General features: G+C 61.3%; 15 protein-coding genes. 8 read left to right on the top strand and 7 right to left on the bottom strand.

Annotated features, from left to right (window positions below; translation table 11 throughout):
- Positions 1–36 precede the first annotated feature (36 nt).
- Positions 37–1,128 (top strand): AI-2E family transporter, encoded by a 1,092-nt coding sequence (locus tag AB2N04_RS16515; protein ID WP_367715628.1) that lies wholly within the window; start codon positions 37–39, stop codon positions 1,126–1,128.
- Here the strand turns inward: AB2N04_RS16515 and panC are convergent.
- The 5 genes from panC to AB2N04_RS16490 form a co-directional block, all read right to left on the bottom strand.
- The gene (gene panC / locus AB2N04_RS16510; RefSeq protein ID WP_367715626.1) at positions 1,117–1,974 is read right to left on the bottom strand and encodes a pantoate--beta-alanine ligase; all 858 of its coding nucleotides are present in this window, start codon (positions 1,972–1,974) and stop codon (positions 1,117–1,119) included. The two genes, AB2N04_RS16515 and panC, sit on opposite strands and share 12 nt — an antisense overlap.
- Entirely contained in the window at positions 1,974–2,813 is an 840-nt protein-coding gene (gene panB / locus AB2N04_RS16505) for a 3-methyl-2-oxobutanoate hydroxymethyltransferase (RefSeq protein ID WP_367715624.1), read from the bottom strand. Before panB ends, panC begins: the two co-directional genes overlap by 1 nt.
- A gap of 118 nt (positions 2,814–2,931) precedes the next feature.
- On the bottom strand, positions 2,932–3,975 hold the full coding sequence (locus AB2N04_RS16500) for a hypothetical protein (RefSeq protein ID WP_367715622.1): 1,044 nt from the start codon (positions 3,973–3,975) through the stop codon (positions 2,932–2,934).
- Positions 3,976–4,342: 367 nt separating this feature from the next.
- Positions 4,343–4,720 carry a hypothetical protein gene (locus AB2N04_RS16495; protein ID WP_367715620.1) on the bottom strand — a complete coding sequence of 126 codons (378 nt, stop codon included), beginning with the start codon at positions 4,718–4,720 and terminating at the stop codon, positions 4,343–4,345.
- Between the two features lie 7 nt (positions 4,721–4,727).
- Positions 4,728–5,924, bottom strand: coding sequence for a glycosyltransferase (locus AB2N04_RS16490; RefSeq protein ID WP_367715619.1), 1,197 nt, complete (start codon positions 5,922–5,924; stop codon positions 4,728–4,730).
- A 318-nt stretch (positions 5,925–6,242) separates the two neighbouring features.
- On the opposite strand from AB2N04_RS16490, the gene AB2N04_RS16485 reads away from it, so the two are divergent.
- The 6 genes from AB2N04_RS16485 to AB2N04_RS16460 all read left to right on the top strand — a co-directional run bounded on the left by AB2N04_RS16485 (position 6,243) and on the right by AB2N04_RS16460 (position 13,049).
- The gene (locus tag AB2N04_RS16485; RefSeq protein WP_367715618.1) at positions 6,243–7,583 is read left to right on the top strand and encodes a polysaccharide biosynthesis/export family protein; all 1,341 of its coding nucleotides are present in this window, start codon (positions 6,243–6,245) and stop codon (positions 7,581–7,583) included.
- Between the two features lie 57 nt (positions 7,584–7,640).
- Positions 7,641–9,908 (top strand): GumC family protein, encoded by a 2,268-nt coding sequence (locus AB2N04_RS16480; protein ID WP_367715616.1) that lies wholly within the window; start codon positions 7,641–7,643, stop codon positions 9,906–9,908.
- Positions 9,898–10,467 (top strand): glycosyltransferase family 2 protein, encoded by a 570-nt coding sequence (locus AB2N04_RS16475; protein WP_367715615.1) that lies wholly within the window; start codon positions 9,898–9,900, stop codon positions 10,465–10,467. Before AB2N04_RS16480 ends, AB2N04_RS16475 begins: the two co-directional genes overlap by 11 nt.
- Positions 10,418–10,831: a glycosyltransferase family 2 protein gene (locus tag AB2N04_RS16470; RefSeq protein ID WP_367715613.1), complete on the top strand. Its 414-nt coding sequence runs from the start codon at positions 10,418–10,420 to the stop codon at positions 10,829–10,831. Before AB2N04_RS16475 ends, AB2N04_RS16470 begins: the two co-directional genes overlap by 50 nt.
- Positions 10,832–10,842: 11 nt before the next feature.
- Complete coding sequence (locus AB2N04_RS16465; RefSeq protein WP_367715612.1) at positions 10,843–12,174, top strand: glycosyltransferase family 4 protein; 1,332 nt, start codon at positions 10,843–10,845, stop codon at positions 12,172–12,174.
- A gap of 197 nt (positions 12,175–12,371) precedes the next feature.
- Positions 12,372–13,049 (top strand): sugar transferase, encoded by a 678-nt coding sequence (locus AB2N04_RS16460; RefSeq protein ID WP_367715610.1) that lies wholly within the window; start codon positions 12,372–12,374, stop codon positions 13,047–13,049.
- 183 nt (positions 13,050–13,232) lie between these two features.
- Here the strand turns inward: AB2N04_RS16460 and AB2N04_RS16455 are convergent, their stop codons facing one another.
- Positions 13,233–13,364: a hypothetical protein gene (locus AB2N04_RS16455; protein WP_367715609.1), complete on the bottom strand. Its 132-nt coding sequence runs from the start codon at positions 13,362–13,364 to the stop codon at positions 13,233–13,235.
- A gap of 120 nt (positions 13,365–13,484) precedes the next feature.
- On the opposite strand from AB2N04_RS16455, the gene AB2N04_RS16450 reads away from it, so the two are divergent.
- Positions 13,485–14,981 (top strand): oligosaccharide flippase family protein, encoded by a 1,497-nt coding sequence (locus tag AB2N04_RS16450; RefSeq protein ID WP_367715608.1) that lies wholly within the window; start codon positions 13,485–13,487, stop codon positions 14,979–14,981.
- 12 nt (positions 14,982–14,993) lie between these two features.
- Here the strand turns inward: AB2N04_RS16450 and AB2N04_RS16445 are convergent, their stop codons facing one another.
- Positions 14,994–16,649 carry a GMC oxidoreductase gene (locus tag AB2N04_RS16445; RefSeq protein ID WP_367715607.1) on the bottom strand — a complete coding sequence of 552 codons (1,656 nt, stop codon included), beginning with the start codon at positions 16,647–16,649 and terminating at the stop codon, positions 14,994–14,996.
- Positions 16,650–16,802 lie beyond the last annotated feature (153 nt).

Here is a 16,802-nt window from a genome sequence, read left to right as displayed (position 1 = left end):
CGCCATCGGGCCCTGCCACCTTGCGACTGGAGAACCATGCTCGAGAAATCCGATCCGTTGCGCGCTTTCGTGGTTCTGGTTCTGGCCATCATCCTGATGGTGATGGTCGGCTGGCTTCTGGTGATCGGCAAATCGGTGCTGATGCCGATCTTCATTGCGGTTATTTCCGTCTACGTGCTTCTGACAGCGTCCGAGGCACTCGGGCGACTGCCGGTCATCGGCCTCCTGCCGCAATGGACCCGGCGAGCGTTGGTTCTGGCCATTTTCGTGTTCGCGCTGCTTGTGCTTGCAAGCGTGATGGTCGGGACTGCGGAACAGGTGATCGCGCGTCTGCCGGTCTATCAGAAAAACCTGGCGGCCATGCTTTCAGGCATCCTCGCCCGCTTCGACATAGAAGAGATTCCCAACCTGGGAACACTGATCGAGAGCCTCTGGGGCCGCATCAACCTGCAGCGTCTGGCAGCGCTCGGCCTCGGTTCGGTCGGCTCGCTTGCCGGCGTCATCTTCATGGCGGTTGTTTACGCGACGTTCCTGATGGCGGAGCGAGGCGGGTTCGCCCGCAAGGTGGCGGCGGCGCTGCCTCACGATCGTGCGAGCCAGACCCATTCCATCGTCGGGGAGATCAACCGGGCGATCGGCGAATATCTTGCCGTGAAGACACTTGTGAACATCGTTCTGGGCGCACTTTCCTACGGCGTATTGCGCGTGTTCGAGGTCGATTTCGCCTTGTTCTGGGCCGTATTGATCGGCTTGCTGAACTATATACCCTATGTCGGTTCGCTGATGGGGGTTGCGTTTCCGGTGTTGCTGACTCTTGCGCAATACGGCTCGTTTCAGACCACCTTTTTTGTGGCGCTCCTGCTTACCACCGCCCAGATGTGGGTCGGCAATGCGCTCGAGCCGCGCATGATCGGACGCAGGATCAACATGTCGCCCTTCGTCGTTCTGGTTTCTCTCTCGGTCTGGTCATCGCTGTGGGGCATTCCCGGCGCGATCCTTGCCATTCCGCTGACCTCCATGTTTGCCATCATCATGGCAAATTTCGAAGGCACGCGCCCCATCGCCCTGATGCTGGCCGACGACGTGCGGGCATTTGAGAAGAACGACGGAGGTGGTTCAGAAAGCTGAGGGCGCGACCGGAACATTGTCGATCAGCCGGGTCTCGCCAAGCCAGGCAGCTGCCAGCAATCTGGCGGGTCGATCTGCATGCTCCATCGGCTGAAGGGTTTCTGCATCGCGCAGTTCGAAATATTCGACCCTGTCGAAACCGACATCTTCAAGTGCACTGCGAGCATCGTTGAGCACAATGCCGGCCTGCACGCCATCGGTCAGGCGCCTGGCACTTTCAAACAGAATCTCCGCCATGGCTGGTGCTTTTTGCCGCTCCTGCGTGGACAGGCGGACATTGCGCGAAGAAAGCGCGAGGCCGTCAGTCTCCCGCACCGTGGGACAGGCGATAATCCCCGTCGGGATGTTCAGATCGGCGACGAGGCGGCGCACCACAAGCAATTGCTGGTAGTCTTTTTCGCCGAAGCAGGCGTAGTCGGCACCGCTCTGCAGCAACAGCTTGGCAACCACGGTCGCCACACCGTCAAAATGGCCGGGCCGATGGGCGCCGCACAGCCCGTCACTGACGCCTGCTACCGAGACGTTTGTGGAAAATCCGGTCCCGTACATTTCCGCAACATCCGGCGCGAAAAGCACATCGACCGCAAGCGGAGCAAGTTTCGCCGCGTCATCAGCTTCCGTGCGGGGATAGGCTTTCAGATCCGAGGCATTGTTGAACTGCTTCGGATTGACGAAAAGCGTGACGATCACCCGGTCGGCGTTCGCCTTTGCCGTCTCGACGAGGCTGAGATGACCCCGATGCAGGGCGCCCATGGTGGGCACCACTGCCACGCTTTCGCCAGCGTTTCGAAAGCACCGAACCCGTTCGCGCAGCGCATCGACCGTGCGCAGAATGCTCAGACCCATCACGGTTCCCCCTGTTCGACGGCAGGTGCGTCGGTGAAGACATGTGTTTCGTTCGGGAACTGCCGCGCGCGAACCGCCGCAGCGTAATCCGCGATTGCTGACTTGGCGATTTCTCCGATCCGGGCAAAGCGCTTGACGAATTTCGGCTGGAAATCCTGAAACATGCCCAGCATGTCATCGATCACGAGGATCTGCCCGTCGCAGTTCACCGAAGCGCCGATCCCGATGGTGGGTATGGTGATCGCGGCAGTGATCCGGTCTGCGAGCGCTGCCGGGACCTTTTCCAGCACGACCGAAAAGGCGCCCGCCTGGGCCACGGCTTCGGCATCGCGCAGAATGTGCGCGGCGTCGTCACCACGACCCTGCACCCGGTATCCACCGAGCATGTGAACCGCCTGAGGGGTCAGTCCGATATGCGCCATGACCGGGATGCCGCGGCGGGTCAGGAAACGGATGGTGCTCTCCATGCTCTGGCCGCCCTCGATCTTCACGGCACCACAGCCCGTTTCGGCCATCAGCCGCGACGCGTTGCGAAACGCCTGTTCGGGCGTTTCCTCGTAGGTGCCGAACGGCATGTCGACCACGAGGAGAGACCGCTCGAGGCCACGGCGGACAGCCTTTCCATGCAGGATCATCATGTCCAGTGTCACGCCGAGCGTGTCTGGAAGTCCGTGCAACACCATGCCGACACTGTCGCCCACAAGAACGATGTCGCAATGGCGGTCTACGAGACGTGCCATGGGTGTCGTGTAGGCGGTCAGGCAGACGAGCGGTTCGCCTCCCTTTCTCGCCAGTATGCCGCGCGGTGTGACAGCCGCGCTCCGTGCATTGACGCTCAAACTTCCCTCCCTGCGGTCCGGCCCGCCATTCCACAAACTGGTCAATTGACGCTTCGGATCTCAGGGATATGGCATAGATTTGTGCAGTTGCGAAGGTCGAGCAACGAATTGCCGAACGTCATTCGTCTTTGAAAAGGTCCAGAGATGCAAGGGTTTGGTGAAGGCCTCCCGGTGCCGTGGGTAGACCTGCCAGAACATTCTGGGCAGCTTTCAGCGCGCCGGTGATGCGCTGCAGCATTGGCCTCGCACCCAGGGTTTCGAGCGGCAGTCCCCATTGTCCCTTGCCCGGCGTGCGGGACGGCCAGACCCGGAGTTCGAAATAGCGGGCCGCCTTGCGGTCGACATCGCCCCAATACTGAACGATGGTGGCGCCGGGTGCGGTCTTGGCGATCCAGCCGAGGTCCTGAATGGTCAGACGCGGCTCATCGTGGGGGCGCTTGGCCAGAACGATGGCGTCCCACGCGTGCTCGAAAACCTGCCTCGCATGCGCGACGACGGCCACCTGGGCACCGGCCTGCCGCAGCCCCTGTTCCAGATTTTCGGAAAGGGGGTTGTCACAGATGAGAACAATGTCTGCATCAGAAACCGGTATTTCCGCCTGTTCGAGAAGGGCCAGACACAATGCGGCCTGGTGTTCCCTTCCACCCATGAGCGGGTGGGATTCGTTGACGGCCGAAATCGGGACTTCGTGTTCGAGACAGGCGTCCACATCCAGTTCGCCCTCCAGCGTCATCCACGCTTCGTGCATGAGTGCCACGACAGAATGCACCGGCAGGCGTTCGATCAGCGATCGTGTGATGGGCCGGATGGAGGGGCCGTTCAACAGAATGTTCGTCGTCCGGCAGGTCTCATGGTCGATGCGTTCACTGATGACAAGCCTGTCCGCGCGCCCAGCCGCGCCGGCGAGGGCACGGGTGGCCTCGGCCGCCTCCTCTGCCGACTGAAACCTGGTTGTCACCGGGGTGACAGCGGTGACAGCTGCGGCGCCAGCCATCAGAGCGGTGGTGGCGGCTGCGGCGAGCAACCCGTTGTCGACGGGAACAACCACGCGCATTCCCGACAGGCTCAGGTCGAAGGCGCGAATGTTCTCTTCGATCAGTTCCACCATCCCGGTGGTGTCGGATGGCTGAACTGCACGTTCTGGACTGCCGCTGCTTGTCATGAGAAATCTGCCCGGTTTGCCGACCTTCCCTGGTTCACGTCTTTTCATGTCCCCGGTACGCGGACCTCGCACCCGTCCGGAAACCGTATTGATCGTTTGCCCCGCGCCTGATGGCCCGTGGTTCGGCATTGGCGCTGCACCAAGTTCCAGAACCCTGGCAAAGATGGTGGCGATGGCGTCGCCTGAACGGCGATTCCCAGTGTTTCCAACTGCTGGAAATCATAAGAGTCCAGACGCTGTGCGCAGCTAGACATATGGTGCAAATCCCCTGCGCTTAGGTCTTAAGAAGCTCATCTTGTCAGGGTATCGTGGTTCCTTCTCTAATCATTTTGGAAGCTGCAGTGCCGGCAACCGCGCGTCGCTTCGTCTATTGGCGAACGGTTCGAACCTGGTCAGCCGCTGGGATCGGATCATTCATGTCAGCTCGCGTCTGGGCGGCCTGACGCAGGCACCGAATGAGGTCGATCTGGCGTTGCAGGCTTTCGAGACGATCGCTGTAAACTTTCAGGATGCATGTCATCTCCTCGACCTGGGTGGAAAGAGCCACTTCGAGCGTGCCATTCTCACAGCGGGCCTGCGCAAAAGCCGCCGTGGCGGCCACGTTCTCCCGGCGCTTTTCCAATCGGCGTTTTTCCGCCTGCAGGCCCAGTTCACAGGTTTCCATGGTCTGAAACAGTCTGTTGATGCGCCACCGGTCGGTTTCTTCGTCGCGCGTCCTGTGTCGAAGGCGCAGGGCAGAAAACATGATCTCGTCACGCTCCGTTTCTCAGATGGTGATCCTGGGGGACGTCCCTTTGCATGCGCACCTGAAGGGGCACGCGTGTGCGAAGTGCCGGCGATAGCGCGTGGGGACGCGGCTTCCGTCTCTCGATCTCCTGGTCGATGATCAGCTGCAGGCGTTGTTTAAACCGGTCTTCACCGAACTGCAGGGCGTGATTTCGAATGTCCCCGGTACGGAAAGTCGTCTCCCGTGCCTCGAAGCGGAGGACCGCCTCGACGAGGCCGTCTTCGGTCTGGTCATCGAAGAGAAGCCCCGTCCGATCCGGCACGACGGAATCGAGAATGCCACCGCTCGCATGGGCGATGACCGGTCGTCCACTCGCCATGACTTCCACGGGCACGATCCCGAAATCCTCGGTGCCGGGAAAGACAAGAGCGCGGCAATGCGCCATCGCATTCCTGAGCTCTTCAAAGGGGACACGCCCCAGAAAGGTGATGGTGGGGCCGGCCATGCGCTTCAGCTCTGCCGCCTCCGGCCCTTCGCCAATCACGACGAGCTTGCGCTTCATTCTGGTGAAGGCGCGGACGGCCAGCTCAACCCGCTTGTAGCCCACCAGTTGTCCGGCAACGAGATAGTAGTCTCCAACGCCGTCGCCCGGGGTGAAGTCGTTCACGCTGACCGGCGGGTTGAGAACGGTGGCGTGGCGTCTGTAATATTTGCCGATGCGGTCTGCCACATGGCGTGAATTGGCCACGAAGGCATCGACCCTGGCTGCGGTGGTCACGTCCCATGCACGCAGGGCTGGAGCGAGCCATGGCATCAGCAGCCGCGCGGGAATCCCGGCATTGGCGCGATAGAAATGGTAGTGGTCCCACACATAGCGCATGGGCGAGTGGCAGTAGCACACATGCGTCGCCTGTGGCCCCGGGGTGATGCCCTTTGCAGGTCCGGATTCACTGGAGATGACAAGATCGTATCGGGAGACGTCGAGGCTCTCGAGCGCAAAGGGCATGAGGGGGAGAAGCGATTGATAGTGTCGCTTTGCTCCTGGAATCTTCTGCAGAAACGAGGGGATGACCCGGTGTCTGCGAATCTTCTCCGAAACCCGGTTTTCGTCGTAGACGAGAGTGAAAATATCCGCATCGGGATACATGTCGCACAGAGCCTCGACGACCTTCTCGCCTCCGCGCATGGAAACGAGCCAGTAATGGACAATGGCGACGCGCACGCTCTTTCTCCCGTTTTTGCTGGCCACGATAGTGCTGCCAATTGTCCTTCGGGGGCACACCGACAATACGGCTGCATGCGTGTCTGAACGATGGAGCCGAATGCACAAACGGCCTAGATCATCCTCCAAACGGCTCGTTGCGCTTCCCCGTGGCACCCGGTTTTTCGGCAGAAGCCCAATCGGCTTAGTGCCATTACCCGAAAGGAATTAGCTGCAAAGCAGTTCAACCGAATTTACCCGGCGTCGTTTCGCCCGATGATCGGGGGGCGGAAGAAAACCAACCTTCCAGCAATCCGATGAACCCACGGAATGGGCGGGATGACAGGCGACAGGATCAATCATGCTGCAACGGGCCGCGTCGGGCAGGCGTGCAGTCTCACCGGACTCGTGACGGTACTCGCCTTTCTGTTCGTGCTCCCCGGGCCCGGAACGGCCCGTGCCGCCGACGAGTTTCTCCTGCTTCCGCAGACGCGTCTCCGGATCTCGGTGGTCGAGTGGATGGAGGCGCAGGGTGAGTATCGGGAATGGACTGCACTCAATGGAGAGTATGTCATCTCCCCGGCCGGTACGGTCGCGCTCCCGCTGGTCGGCCCGGTGCAGACCCGGAAGCAGACGGCCTTGGATCTGGCGCAGCAGATTTCGCAGGCCCTGCAGCGCAAAACCGGACTTCTCGCCCCCCCTGCAACCACGGTGGAGGTCGTCCGCTATCCCTCCATATTCGTGACCGGCAGCGTTGAGCGGCCGGGAGAATTCGAGTTCAGGCCGGGCCTGACGGTCATGCAGGCACTGGCCATGGCCGGTGGCCGGGTACGCCGAACCGACCTGGCTGGCGGATATTCCGAACTCGAGCAGATCCGCTACGCCGGCGAGATTGGCCGCATTGACCTGCAACTTCTGCAACTGGCGACGCGGCGTGCGCGGCTCGATGCGGAACTGCTCGACAATGCGAAAGTGGATTTCGAGGCGGCCCTCGCAGGGCGTCCGCTGGCGGGGCACGCAGCCCAGTTCGTTCGCGACGAGCAGGCGATTTTCGAAGCGCGGCGAAATGCCTTTCAGCGCCAGAGCAAGGCTCTGGAAGAGCTGGGCATGCTCTTTCGTGAGGAGATCAGAATACTGGGCGAGAAGATGATTGCCCAGGACCGGCAGATCGGGATTGCCGAGGAAGAGCTCAAGACTGTCGCCCAGCTGGTCAAGAAAGGCACGGTCACGAAATCACGCGAAACCGGGCTTGAGCGCATCGTGGCCGATCTGCAGTCCAGCCGTCTGGATCTTGCGGTCGCTTCCATGCGGGCACAGCAGCGCCTGAGCGAGACGGAGCGCGACGCGCTCAGCCTTGAAGGCGCGCGGCGAACGGAAATCGGCACGGAGCTGCAGAAGGTCAATCTGGAAATCGATGATCTGGAGCTGCGCCGCAGCGTGACGGAGCAGCTTCTTCAGGCAACCGGTGCGTCGCTCCTTCGCCGTGGCGAGCGGGCGTTCGAACAGCAGCCCCTGCGTTTCGACATTCTCCGCGAGGGATCACGTGAAGGAGGGGCGGACATCTCCGAGACGACACCGCTCCGGCCCGGCGACGTACTGGAAGTGCAGCTGGATTTGCGGCGGGCGGCAGCGCCGCAGGCGGCCGCTGGAACCGGGGCGCGGCAGGCACGGGCACGATAGCCGGGCTCGCCTGCGCAGTGCGGCGGCAGACAAGAGCGAGAATGGGTGGGGCAGGACATGGTGGTGCAGGAAATCAGAAAGCTGTCGGGGGCAGACAGGGCTCCGCAGGACAGTGGTCAGCAGGCGGACTACATCTCTTTCCGAGACATATGGGCCTTTTTGCGCCGGCATTTCTTTATCCTCGCTTTCTGTTCGGCAGCAGGCGGAGCGCTTGGCGCGCTCTACATATCCAGAACCCAGCCCCTCTACACCTCGATCGCACGCATCGTGATCGATCGCGAACAGGCACGCATCGCCTCTCAGGATGTCTCGACCGGCACGATCATCATCGAGACCGCAGAGATTGCGAGCGAGGTTGAAATCGTCAAGTCGGAGGCCATCGCCCGTTCGGTGATCCAACAGCTGAACCTGACCGAGGATCCCGAGATCCAGAACAGCACGTCGTGGCGCTCGACACTGCGCAACGCCGTGTCAGCCGGGCTCTCGCTCTTCGAGACAATGTCCAGTGACGATGCAGCCAGTGCCCCGGCGCCGGATGCCGAAGACATTATGCGGCGCACCATGGCCGGGTTTCTGGGCCGGGTTTCCGTGCGGCGCGTGGGGCAGTCCTATGTGCTGGAAATCGGCTACACCTCCATCGATCCCGACAAGGCGGCCCGGGCAGCCAATGCCATTGCCCACACCTATATGCAGTCGAGCCTTGATGCGAAGGCGCAGATCATCGCGCGGGGTGCGCAATGGATCGAGGATCGCCTGGTCGAAATCGGACAGCAGGCACAGGAGGCCGCTCTCGGCGTCGAGGAATACAGAAGCCGCAACGACATCGCTCAGGTTGGCACATCCGGTATCGATCAGCAGCAGCTCACGGAGATCAGCAGCCAGCTGCTTTCCGCCCAGGCTGCAATCGCGGGTGAGGCAGCCCGGCTGGCGACAATCAATCGCATTCTGGCCGGAGAGCTGCCTGACAGTTATGTGAGTGAGGCGCTGAGCAACACGGAAATCAACCGGTTGAGAAGTGATCTGGGTGTGGCGCGGGCGCGGCTTGAGACCCTCATGACACGGTATGGCGCCACGAGTGAACCGACACGTGCCGCCCGGGCCGAGATCGCCCGCCTCGAAGCGCAGATCAATTCCGAACTCGTGCGGATTCAGGGTGTCTACCGATCGAATCTCGACACCGCCCGAGCGCGCGAAAAACTGCTTCGGGAACAGCTCGATGTCATCAAGGGCAGTGTGACGGAAAAAAATCTCGCACGCGTGCAGCTGACGGAACTGGAAAGCCGGGCGGCGACCTACCGGCGCATGTATGAAAGTGTCCTGCAGCAGCTGATCAGCACCCTGCAGAAACAGTCGTTCCCCATCGGCGATGCGCGGATGGTTGCAGCCGCCACTCCGCCGCTGTCGAAGATCTGGCCAAAGACCACGCTGATCATTCCGATGTCACTGATGCTGGGTTTCGCCGGCGGTCTCGGGCTGGCGGGACTGCGCGACGTGCTCGACAGGCGCATCAGTTCGGGAGAGCGTCTTGGCAGGGAGCTCGGCCTGCCCACACTCGGTTACGTGCCCTTCACGCGGTTTCAGTCTGCCGCTGGCAAGGATGCTCTTCGCTTTGTGCTGGATGCGCCATATTCGGGATTTTCCGAAGCACTGAGAGGTGCCAAGAGTTCGATCGATGCGGTCTTTCCTGCAGGTGGGCCCATCGTTATCGGAGTGACGTCCGTGGGCAGCGGAGAGGGCAAAAGCACCATAGCGGCCAATCTGGGGCAGCTTTATGCAAATGAAGGGTTTCGGGTGGTGCTGGTCGATGCAAGCTTTGCAAGACCTTATCTCAGCCTTCAGGCCGCGAAATCGGGGACTTCGGCGGGTTTGCGGATTCATCGCAGCGATGGCCATGGTGAGGAAGAGCCGGACGTCAAAGGCAAATCCGGCAAGAAGGTCTCCGTCGAGGACGCGCCGGTTCTGCCTGTCCTCACGGTGGAACAGATCCGCAAGGCTGCACATCCCGGACACCGGTTCGGGCACCTTCCCGCGCTGAAGAGCCAGTTGGAAGCTCTGCGACAGGACCATGACGCGGTCATTGTCGATCTGTCTGCTTTCGCCAGTTCCGCCGACGCGCGGGCCGCCAGCGCCTATGTGGATGGCATCCTGCTCATCCTCGGCACCCGGCGAAAGATGACCGTGGAATGGCTTGCTGGCGCCCTTGCCACTTTTGGAAAGTCCCGGGTGGGAATTCTGGGCGTGGTGTTCAACAAGCGCAGGACCGGCCGGTGGTGGCGTCCGCGCTCAAACGCCCTGCCCGGACGGGGAGGATATCATGCGATGTGAACGCACGAGTTTTGCACTGGCGAAAACGCGTGTGGCTGTCGGCATCGCCACGACTGGCCGGCGGGCGATCCTCCGCTCGGTTCTTCCACATCTCACGCGGCAGTCGCGCCTGCCTGATGAGGTTGTCATCTGCGCGGCAGACGTGAGTGATGTCGATTGCGCTGCGCTGGGAGGGCTGGAAGGCCGTACGAGGGTGGTTCTCTCGGAAAAGGGATTGTGCCGCCAGAGAAACCGCATCCTCGATTGCACGGAACAGACCGACATTCTTCTGTTCCTCGACGACGATTTTCTCGCTGCACCCTCCTATCTTGCAGAGATGGCGGACCTGTTTGAGCGCCATCCCGAGGTGGTGATGACCACGGGTGTCGTGGATGCAGACGGTATTCTGGGGCCAGGCATCCCGCTGGATGAGGGGCTGCAATACCTTGGAAAACGGACCTCGGCCGATCCGGCCCCCCGGGAACAGGCAGGAAAAGGAACGCTCGATCTACAATGCCTACGGATGCAACATGGCCGTTCGCATGTCGACCGTGCGCGGTTACGGTTTGCGGTTCGATGAAAACCTTCCGTTGTATGGCTGGCTGGAGGACGTGGATTTCAGCCGCCAGATCGCCCGGCACGGGCGCATCGTGCGATCACCGCGACTGCATGGCGTGCATCTTGGCACCAAGACCGGGCGCACTTCGGGTGTAAGGCTCGGCTACTCGCAGATCGCCAATCCCTTCTATCTCATGCGCAAAAGGACCATGAGTCCCGGGCAGGCTGCGCCCCAGATCGCACGCAACCTTGCCGCCAACGCGCTCAGGGCACTCTATCCGGAGCCGTGGGTGGACCGCAGAGGGCGTCTTGTTGGAAACATCCGAGCCGTCGGCGATCTGATGCGTGGCCGCCTGGCCCCGCAAAACGTCAACGTTCTGGAATAGGAGGGGGCCTTATGCGTCCGGGGCGTGTCGTCATCATCAATGACCGGTCTTCGGAGGTTGGCGGCGCGTCCGGTCTGGCATGTCTTTCGCGACGCTGGCTGCAGGAGGCGGGGGTGCCGGTGACCTTTTTTGCGGGCGATCGGGCAGCAGACCCGGTGCAGCCCGACACGATCCATCTCGGCGGCAGCCCGCTTGTCGAACGCGGGCGGCTATCTGCGCTTGTCGGAGGTCTGTACAACCGCGAGGCTTTCTCGACGCTGCGTGCATGGATTGCCGAAAACGACCGGCCCACAACCATCTACCATCTGCATGGATGGTCGAAGATCCTCTCTCCGTCGGTCTTCCGCGCACTTCTTCCGGTGCGCGAGCGCGTGATCCTTCACGCGCATGATTATTTTCTGGCGTGTCCAAACGGCGGGTTCGTCAATTATCCGCGGGCTTCGATCTGCGCCCTGTCGCCCATGTCCACCGCCTGTCTGATAACCCAATGCGACAAGCGTGGCTTTTCCCAGAAAACGTGGCGGTCCGCCCGGCATCTACTCATGCAGCGCTTTTTCTCATTGCAGCGCATTGCGGCAAACATTGTCCTCGTTCACGAAGAGATGCGCGGTTTTTTTCGCAAGGCCGGCATCGATGAGAGCCGCATGGTGACCATACGCAATCCGGTCGAGCCGTTTCTGAGAAGCCGGGCCCAACCGCAGGCCATGCAGGACTTCTTCTTCGTCGGCCGTCTGGAGCCGGAGAAGGGGTTCGAAGACGCAGCCCTTGCAGCCCGACTTGCCGGAGTTCCTCTTCATGTCGTCGGGGAGGGAGCAGGACGGACCCTCCTTCAGGAACGGTATCGGGAAGTGGTGCTGCATGGCTGGTGCGACAGGGCCGCGCTTGCCCGTCTGCTGGCCTGCGCGCGATGCGTGGTCATCTCTTCACGTGTTCCAGAACCCTTTGGTCTGGCGGCGCTGGAGGCAGTGGGAAGCGGCATCCCGGTCGTGCTTCCCGAGCATGCGCTGCTCGGTCGGGAACTGAAGGCAGCAGGTGCGGCATTGACCTTTCCAACGGCCGGTATCGAAGCGCTGGCGGCGAGGCTTCGCCAGCTCGCGGACGATGACCGGATGGTCGCGGAAATGAGTGCTGCCGCGTATCGCTGCGCACCGCATCTGTCCAACACCGCTGAAAGCTGGAATGTCGCGATGCTGAACCTTTATGCGCGGGTTCTTGAAAGCCTGACCCGCGAGACTGGAGCGTGTCTTCCCACGCATCTGCATGGGAAAGCCGGTCGTGTCGCAGAGAGTCGGGCAGCGCCTGATCGCGGCGTTTCCACGGCAGGATCGATCACGGGCAGCTAATCCTTTTGGGCAGTTGGACGGCAAGACAAATGATGCCGATTAGAGGGATCAAGTAGCGGGTTTAGAGATGGCTCGATTGGCTGGTGGATTGCATCTGAATTGCCTCGGCCATTACCCCCTTGGAGTTATATCCAGCATGTGCGGCAACCTTATAATGAACGGCGGCGAGGCAATTCAAAACACCCAGGGGCGGGTTCATGCTGTACGCATTCGATGATTCCGTAAAGCAGGGACTGGAGCTGCGGAAAACGAGGCAGTTCCGCGCCTATTTCACCCTCAAGCGCGGCTTCGACATCGTGTTCAGCATTCTGGTCCTGATTTTTCTCCTGCCGGCCATCATTCTCATATCGCTCGGTATCCTGATAAGCGATGGACGCCCGATCCTTTTTCGGCAGAAGCGGATCGGGCGCGACGGGAGGGTGTTCGACTGTCTGAAATTCCGCACCATGCGACGCGATGCAGACCGATTGCTCAAGGAACTGCTGGAGAAGAATCCCGTCCTTCTGCAGGAATGGCGCGCATGCCAGAAACTGCGCGACGATCCGCGCATCAATCCGATCGGCCGGTTCCTGCGTGTGTCGAGCCTCGATGAACTGCCGCAATTCCTGAACGTTCTGAAGGGAGACATGAGTGTCGTCGGCCCGCGCCCCATCGTGGAGGAGGAGGTGGTGCGGTATGGGGAGCGCATTCACGACTATCTGTTGATGAAGCCCGGCATTACCGGCCTTTGGCAGGTGTCGGGTCGCAACGACACTTCTTACGCCGAACGCGTTCAGCTCGATGTCCACTACTGCGAGAACCGCAACATCTGGCTCGATCTCAAGATCGTATGGCGCACGGTCGGGGTTTTTCTATTCGAACACAATGGGTGCTGAGAGGGTGCGAATGGTGCCGGAGCGCCGTGCATCAAAGTACAAACAGGCAAAGAACGGCAAGCCAGACGACAAGGCAAAGAATGACAACCAGCCATCGGGTGGCAATCCTGGTCCCGATGGCCTTGAAAGGCCGGGAAGCGGGGCTCTGGTTAAGCCGGTTTTCTTTCGTCACGTTCCGCACTGTCAGCTCTTTGCCTGTCGCTGTGCACCAACGCTGGAAACCGTACGCAGAAACACAATACCGGCGACCTCGACCCTGGCGACCTTGATCCCGGCGACCTTGATCCCGAAGGAAGCCGCAGCTGAAACGGACACGAAATCAATGCGATTGCATATCCGTATCTCTTTTCGTCAGGGACACCGAATCATCGGCACTCTCGGGCAGACCGTAGCGGATGCGCGGGCCCAGGTGAATAGCAGGCGGGGGAATGGAGGGTGAAACCGGATCACAAACAGCCGCAGGCTGATACACAATCGAAGAGCCTGCTCGGTCTCTCCTTCTCCTCCGTGCTTGGCGGCGGGATGTGGGTCATGCTCGCGCGGCTTCTTACCCAGATTGCGCAACTGGCAGCCTTCATTGCCGCTGCCCGTGTGCTGACGCCGGAAGAATTCGGCTTCTTCGCATTCGTGTCCGCCATTGCCTTCCTGTTCGTGGTGGTGAGCGAAGGCGGCTGGGCGGAGTACATCATGCGCGCCGATCACGGCGAGCAACACCTGCCGCAACTGGCCACCATCGCACTCGTGAGTGGCTGTGGCTTCACCCTTGCCGGCTTTTCGGTCTCCCTGATCATCGGGGCGCTCTGGTTTTCCGCGTGGCAGACCTGGCTTTTTCTCCTGTTTTCACTCTGGTTCATCCCCGCGGCGCTGAACACCGTTTATGACGGCACGCTGGTGCATCGAAACCTGCTCGACAGGCAGGCGATCATCCGGATGGCTGCCGAGGCCGCCGGTCTTGTGGTGACGCTGATCGGTCTCTGGGCCGGCTGGAACATTGTCGCGCTCGTGGTGGGGCGCCTTGTCACGCATTTTTTGGCCGTGGCCGGAGGGGCAATCGTGATCGGCTGGATCGCGCCCGCATGGCCAGGCCGTCAGTTGCTGGGCGAGGTGCTCCATTTTGCGCGCTACATCGTCAGCGTCCGCTTCATCGTTTTCGGACGGTCCTATTCGGGCACGCTGGCGGTCGGCGCGCTGCTCAGCCTTGCGGATGCGGGATATTACCGGGCTGCGGAGCGCATCGTCGCGGCTTTTTCCGAACTGGTTGGCGAGCCGGCGCGCATGCTCGCCTGGGTGATCTTCCGCCGCGCCGCAGGCCAGTCGGACAACGCGCGAAGAGGAGACCCGGTCAGCCGGGCCGGCAACCTTTTCCTGCCGGTTCTTTTCGCCGTTGCAGCGCCCGTCTATGTCGGACTCATCCTCGTGGCACCCAATCTGGTCGACATCGCGCTTGGCGCCACCTGGGCACCCGTGGCGTTGATCGTGAAAATCCTCGCCGTGCGCCAGCTCCTGTCCTTCCAGGGGTATGTCACCGAACCGCTGCTTTCGGTTCGCGGCGAGGTGAGGCGCCTTTGGCCACTCTCGCTCATGATCAGCATTGCCTCCATCGGCATGATGGTGGTTCTGGCACCGTTCGGCCTCGTCTACGCAGCCGTCGGGCAGTGCGTGGCGGCAGGGTTTGCGGGCATACTCGCCATCTGGTTCCAGTCCCGTTACGGCAAGCTCGACTGGCCACGCATCACTGCCAATAGCGGGCTGATTGCGCTTGCGGCAGCGGTGATGTTCGTTGGCGTTTCGTTGCTTGCCCACTGGCCAGCCGAGACCCGTCTGCCGCCCTATTCGCAAATGGCGATGCAGGTGCTGGTGGGGGCCACCATCTATCTGAGCGTTCTCTATGCAAGCTGGAAATGGACAGGCTGGCTGAAATCCGGGCTATGAACCGAAATGTTTTCACGCAAGAAGGCGCGTCTTGAGATGGTCGGCAAGCCGCAGCGTCATGGCGATGATCATCAGCGTCGGATTTGCGTGGCCGGACGTGGGAAAAACCGAGCTGCCCGCCACGTAAAGACCCTCGACACCATGTATCCGGGCGTTTGGATCGACAACGCTCGTCTTCGGGTTCTCGCCCATGCGCGTGGTGCAGGCCGGGTGGGCCATGTCACTGAAAGGGGCGTTCGCGAAATCTTCATCCAGGACCCAGGGTTCGAGTTGGGGCTGTGGCAGGCCGATCCGCCAGAACTCGGCCGAGATGAGCTCGGCGAGCCGCGCGAGACTGGCGGCTTCCGCCCAGCCTATCCTCCAGTCCACGCGGGCCAGCGGCACACCCAGACGGTCATGCGACGATGAGAGCGTAATGCGGCTGTCGCGGTCGGGCCTCTGTTCGGTCATGGCGTCGAAGCGCAGCTCGCTGAGCTGGCGCGGCAGTCCCCGTTTCATGATCAGCCGGCGGTGCAGGCCGGCCGCCAGTCCAGCAGGTGATGCAAGCGCAGTCTTCAGATCCTCAAGCCGGAACGGCCGGTCGCCGGCATAAAAACGCTTCAGGGCCAGCCATGGATCGCCTGGAGCAAGCTCCTGCACGGGATAGGTGGCGCAGTTGAGCAGGCCCTCGCGTGACTGCAGACGCGGGCCGAGCGCCAGCCCGCGCAGATAAAAATGCGTGCGATGGTTGTGACTGAGTCCGTAAAAGCCGAAATGCGCGGTCACATCCTGCAGCGTGTCTTTTCCAAAACGGGCGATCACGGTTCGTGGATGGTCGGCAAGGTAACGGCCCACGCAATCATGATCGTTGCCGATGCCCTGTGTGGCCACATTCGTGGATGCAAGGAGCATGCGCGCATTTTCAATACCGCCACCACACAGCACGATCACCGGTGCCCGTATCAAGGCGTCCACCCCGGAAAGGCTTCTGACATCGAGTGTTTCCGCCTTCCTCCCGCTTTCACATAGTCCAATGCCGGTAACGGTCGCATGCGTGAGAATGTCGATGTTGTCGGCCGAAAGCTTTGCTGCGAGCTCCGAAAACCGCAAGGGCTTGCTGCTCCTGGGCCTGTGGCTGAATTGCCAGAAGAAAGTGCGCAGCAGGTTGTCGTTGAGATCGATATCCGCCGGTGGCGATTTCAGCCTCCGGTAAAGTGCCTTGTCGTAGATGTTGGGACCGAGATTGAGCAGGTTTGCCGCCCGGTCGAGCACATCCGCCAGATCGCGCCGCTGCAGCGGCCAGCCGGAATCGGGAACCCATTTGCGGGCGTCGAAGTCGATCTCGTCGAATGCGGCGCATTTGCCGACCCAGGTGTGTGTGCTGCCGCCGACCATCCGGTTGCGAAGCTCGAAGGGGGGAATGTCGTTGAGCCAGGCGAGTTCGCCCGTGTAGCCTCGTTGAAGGGGCATGGTGTCCCGCGTGTCCGGTTCGCCGATATTCTCGACCTGATTGAGGAGCTGGATTTCGGGATCAAACTCCATGCCGCCGCTTTCGATCAGAAGAATCTTGAGACGTGTATCGGCGAATTCGCGTGCGAGCGTCAGTCCGGCCGGACCCGCCCCCACGAGGGCGAGATCGGCGTCAAACCGTGTGCCGGATGGCATGCTGCGCAAATCTAGAATGGACACACTGCCCCCTGAGCGGGTCATCAGAACAGCGTGTCAGTTGCGAAAAATGGGTTCGCTGCACGGTGAAGACCCCGCAAGAGGCTATCAAAATCGCGCGCCCGACCGAACTCATCCAAATTGCATAGAAGGGGCAGCTTGCTAAGGGTTTTGGCC

The organism is Nitratireductor sp. GISD-1A_MAKvit, from assembly GCF_040819555.1.
Classification (GTDB): domain Bacteria; phylum Pseudomonadota; class Alphaproteobacteria; order Rhizobiales; family Rhizobiaceae; genus Nitratireductor.
The sequence above is the reverse complement of the archived record's forward strand: the minus strand, read 5'-3'. Positions and strand labels throughout refer to the sequence as shown.

Excerpts from the sequence above, each read along its gene's own strand:
- AB2N04_RS16515 (WP_367715628.1), top strand. The coding sequence starts at position 37 with ATGCTCGAGAAATCCGATCCGTTGCGCGCTTTCGTGGTTCTGGTTCTG.
- panC (WP_367715626.1), bottom strand. The coding sequence starts at position 1,974 with ATGGGTCTGAGCATTCTGCGCACGGTCGATGCGCTGCGCGAACGGGTT.
- AB2N04_RS16500 (WP_367715622.1), bottom strand. The coding sequence starts at position 3,975 with ATGACAAGCAGCGGCAGTCCAGAACGTGCAGTTCAGCCATCCGACACC.
- AB2N04_RS16495 (WP_367715620.1), bottom strand. The coding sequence starts at position 4,720 with ATGTTTTCTGCCCTGCGCCTTCGACACAGGACGCGCGACGAAGAAACC.
- AB2N04_RS16485 (WP_367715618.1), top strand. The coding sequence starts at position 6,243 with ATGACAGGCGACAGGATCAATCATGCTGCAACGGGCCGCGTCGGGCAG.
- AB2N04_RS16480 (WP_367715616.1), top strand. The coding sequence starts at position 7,641 with ATGGTGGTGCAGGAAATCAGAAAGCTGTCGGGGGCAGACAGGGCTCCG.
- AB2N04_RS16475 (WP_367715615.1), top strand. The coding sequence starts at position 9,898 with ATGCGATGTGAACGCACGAGTTTTGCACTGGCGAAAACGCGTGTGGCT.
- AB2N04_RS16470 (WP_367715613.1), top strand. The coding sequence starts at position 10,418 with ATGGCCGTTCGCATGTCGACCGTGCGCGGTTACGGTTTGCGGTTCGAT.
- AB2N04_RS16465 (WP_367715612.1), top strand. The coding sequence starts at position 10,843 with ATGCGTCCGGGGCGTGTCGTCATCATCAATGACCGGTCTTCGGAGGTT.
- AB2N04_RS16460 (WP_367715610.1), top strand. The coding sequence starts at position 12,372 with ATGCTGTACGCATTCGATGATTCCGTAAAGCAGGGACTGGAGCTGCGG.